Here is a 3,424-nt window from a genome sequence, read left to right on the forward strand (position 1 = left end):
CTTTTTTGGCAATATCGGCCACATCGCGACCGGCAACAGTGATCTGCCGTGCTCGTGCGGCCACCTCGGCTGTTTGGAAGCGAGCGTTGCCACGGATGCGATTCTCGATCGTTTTTTTGTGGCGATGGAAGAAGCGGAACTCGAGCTAGACGATGAAGAAATGCCTGAATCTGTTGAAGATGTTTTTAAGCTCAGCCAACAGAATCATGCCGTGGCGCGCGCCGTGCTCGATGACGTCGCCTTCGATCTCGGCGCCGGGCTTGCGAGCGTGATCAATATCATTAATCCGGCAAAAATTGTGATTGCCGGCGATCCGGTTTACCGGCGCGCAGAGTTCTTCGAGCAGATGATGCAGGATGTGACGCGACGAATCTTGCCGGGCTGTGCTTCCGGGTTGCAGCTCGTGCGCGCCACGGTCAATGAAAATTCCGAATGTCTCGGCGCCATGATGCTGGCGCATGAACGTTTTGCATGAAAGGAATGGTTATGGATGCGAATACCCGTCTCAAAGGCAAAGCCGCAATCGTCACGGGCGCGAGCCGTGGCATTGGGCGCGCCATTGCTCTGGCATTGGCGCGCGAGGGCGTCAAGTTGATGCTGGCGGCGCGTGATCAACTGCGGCTGCAGCGCGTTGCTGAGGAGGCGCGTCAATATAGCGTGGAGGCAGACAGCGTCAGCGCCGATATGCGGGATGAAGCTCAAATCAAAAACATGATTGAGGCCGCGTTGAAACGTTTTGGTCGCCTGGATATCTTGGTGAACAATGCCGGCCTCGGCTATTTCAAACCGGTGAGTGATCTTTCCACGGCGGAGTGGGATGAGATGTTCGGCGTCAATCTGCGCGGTGTGTTTCTGGCGACGCGCGAGGCGCTGCCGCATTTGCGTGAGGCCGGTGAAAGTTTTGTGGTGAATGTCGCCTCGCTGGCAGGTAAAAACACCTTTGCCAACGGCGCCGGTTACACCGCGACGAAATGGGGCTTGCGCGCCTTTGCTCAATGCCTCATGCTGGAAGAACGCAAGAACGGCTTGCGTGTGCTCACCATTTGTCCGGGTTCGGTGGCCACAGATTTTGGCGCCGGCCCAAGCCGGGAACCGCGCGCCGAGAAGCGCAACATCATCATGCCGGAAGATGTGGCTGACGGCATTCTAGCCGCGCTCAAGTTGCCGCAACGATCAATGATTAGTGAGATCGATATCCGGCCCTCAAATCCCTGAAACGGGAAAGGCGCCGGTTGAATTTTTTCAAAAGGATTTTGGAATATGACTATTACAGGACGATGGCTTATGAAACTTCGTATTCTTGTTTTCAGCGTTTTGTTGCTGCAATTGCCAGCCGGTTTGACGTATGCCCAACAAAGCAAGCGGCTGTTCGCCGCTGTTGCCAGAAGTTTACACACGAATGCTGCAGACAACGCGGAAACGATGGGCCTGCTCGCCTCGCCATTGGACAATCCGAAGTGGGCGATTTTAACATGGCCGGGATTGCCGCTCAATACCATTGCCAAAACCAGCGGCAGCGGCTCTCCAAAGTTGCTTGCTGCCGGCCCAACGGGAATTTTTTTGCCATTTACCAATCCCACCGGCTGGCGCTTGCTAACGGACTGGCATTTGACAGAGGTGCGTGATGTCGAAGTCGATCCCACTTCCGAGCGTATACTTTACGCCGCCACCGCAGTGGGCATTTTCATTTCAAAAGATAATGGCAAAGAATGGAAGCTGCGCAACCAGGGGCTGACCAGCAATTTTGTGAGTTGTGTGTTGGCAGATCCCAAACAATCGCGGCGTTTGCTCGCGGGCACGGAAGCGGGTTTGTTTGAATCTCTCAATGGCGGCGACGATTGGCGCTTGCTGGCGCTGCCGGACGTTGCCGTGCGCGCATTGCTGCGTGAAAAAGAGTCGTGGCCGGGCATTTTTTGGGTGGGCACCGAGTATCACGGCATTTACGAAAGTTTTGACGGCGCCAAAACCTTCACGAAAGTTGATATGGACGATGACAGCAGCTCGGTTTATACGCTTGCCGGCGGCGGCGCAAATGAACCAATTTATGCCGGATTGTTCGAACAAGGCATGTATCGCGCCGCTTCGCCTGGCGAATTGTGGGAGCGCATGCGCGACAGTGAAAAACTCGGTACCGTGTTGTGTATTTTGCCATTGCACGAAAGACAAATGATTTTCGCCGGCACCTATGACAAAGGTGTTTTTCTCAGCGTTGATGGCGGGCAAACCTGGCAAAACTTTGGCCTGGAAGGCGCGCCGGTTCGCGATTTGTTGCTCGGTGAGTCGAGTTGGGCAAAGCCATGACACGCGCTAGTTGCAGGAAGTATCTCCGTTAGGCATGGGCAATCAAGTATGGGCAGCCTTCTAAATAAACGATCACCTTCGCGAGAAGGCGATCATCGCGTCGTTCTTAAATTTTCGGAGGAAGGAAACCGTAATGTTGAATCCCAAGGTGGAGTTGAAACAGAGTGTGATTCAGGGCATGGGAATTTTTGCCAAAGAGTTTATTAAAGAAGGCGAAATCGTGTGGTGGGAGACGCCGGAGGAACAGGCAAAGCGTTTCATTGTAACACGTGAAGTGGTCGCGAGCTGGCCGGAAGAGTTACAGCGCAAGTTTCTGAATTATGCTTATCAAATCAGCGAGGGGGTTTATTACGGTCCGGAAAACGGTGTTTCGAACGACCCGGCGGACTCCACCAACCACAGTTGTGATCCCAACACGTGGTTCGTTGATGACAATGCCATGAGTGCGCGCCGCGACATTATGCCCGGCGAAGAAATTACCTATGACTATGCCATGAGTGAAATCGAAGAAGATTTTATTCTCGTATGCGGCTGCGGCGCTGCCAATTGCCGCGGCATCATTCGCGGTTCAGATCATTTGCTGCCGGAAGTGCAGGAAGCCTATGGCAATCACATGATGCAGCACACCTTGCAGAGTATTGCTGCGCATGGGAAGGCATTAAAAAAAGCGAGGGTTGCAAGCGCGGAGTAAAAATTCGCGGGATGGCAACAGTCGCGTCATTAGTTGCGCGATGCGCCTTTTCGCGCAACCCGCGGCGCGGAAGGTGATGCGGCCATCGCAAAAAAAGTTAAAAACGCCCGCATAGGTGAAATCCAGGCAAAAGGTTTTTGTGGGAGTTCCACTGCTGTGGGCGAATTTTTTGATCGGTCGCGTTTTCCATCTCGGTGCGTCGAAATTTCCCCGGTAATGACGTACAAACGTTTACAACTTTTCCAGCTTTTCTGCGAGAGCCTGAAAATAATGTTCACGCAATGTCGACAATGAAGCCTTGAGTAATGAAGAAATTTGCAGCGCCTCGCCTCCGACCTTCCCCAAAACTGTAAGCGGCACGCGATGTTTCGCACAAATTGCTTCGATCTGCCTGCGCTGCACCGGCGCATACGAAATTACAATTAATGATTG

The 3,424-nt window shown here is 53.4% G+C and carries 4 protein-coding genes; all 4 read left to right on the plus strand.

The features are described from left to right. A partial coding sequence (locus tag FBQ85_28190) for an ROK family protein (GenBank protein ID MDL1879014.1) occupies positions 1–475 on the plus strand: 475 nt, incomplete at its 5' end. Further along, positions 472–1,215, plus strand: a complete 744-nt coding sequence (locus tag FBQ85_28195) for an SDR family NAD(P)-dependent oxidoreductase (GenBank protein MDL1879015.1) — start codon at positions 472–474, stop codon at positions 1,213–1,215. The genes FBQ85_28190 and FBQ85_28195, both read left to right, overlap by 4 nt. A 69-nt stretch (positions 1,216–1,284) precedes the next feature. After that, positions 1,285–2,301 carry a hypothetical protein gene (locus tag FBQ85_28200; protein MDL1879016.1) on the plus strand — a complete coding sequence of 339 codons (1,017 nt, stop codon included), beginning with the start codon at positions 1,285–1,287 and terminating at the stop codon, positions 2,299–2,301. A gap of 133 nt (positions 2,302–2,434) precedes the next feature. After that, a complete protein-coding gene (locus FBQ85_28205) occupies positions 2,435–2,992 on the plus strand; it encodes an SET domain-containing protein (GenBank protein MDL1879017.1) in 558 nt (185 codons plus the stop codon). Positions 2,993–3,424: the final 432 nt, after the last annotated feature.

The sequence above is a fragment of the Cytophagia bacterium CHB2 genome, from assembly GCA_030263535.1.
Taxonomy (GTDB): domain Bacteria; phylum Zhuqueibacterota; class Zhuqueibacteria; order Zhuqueibacterales; family Zhuqueibacteraceae; genus Coneutiohabitans.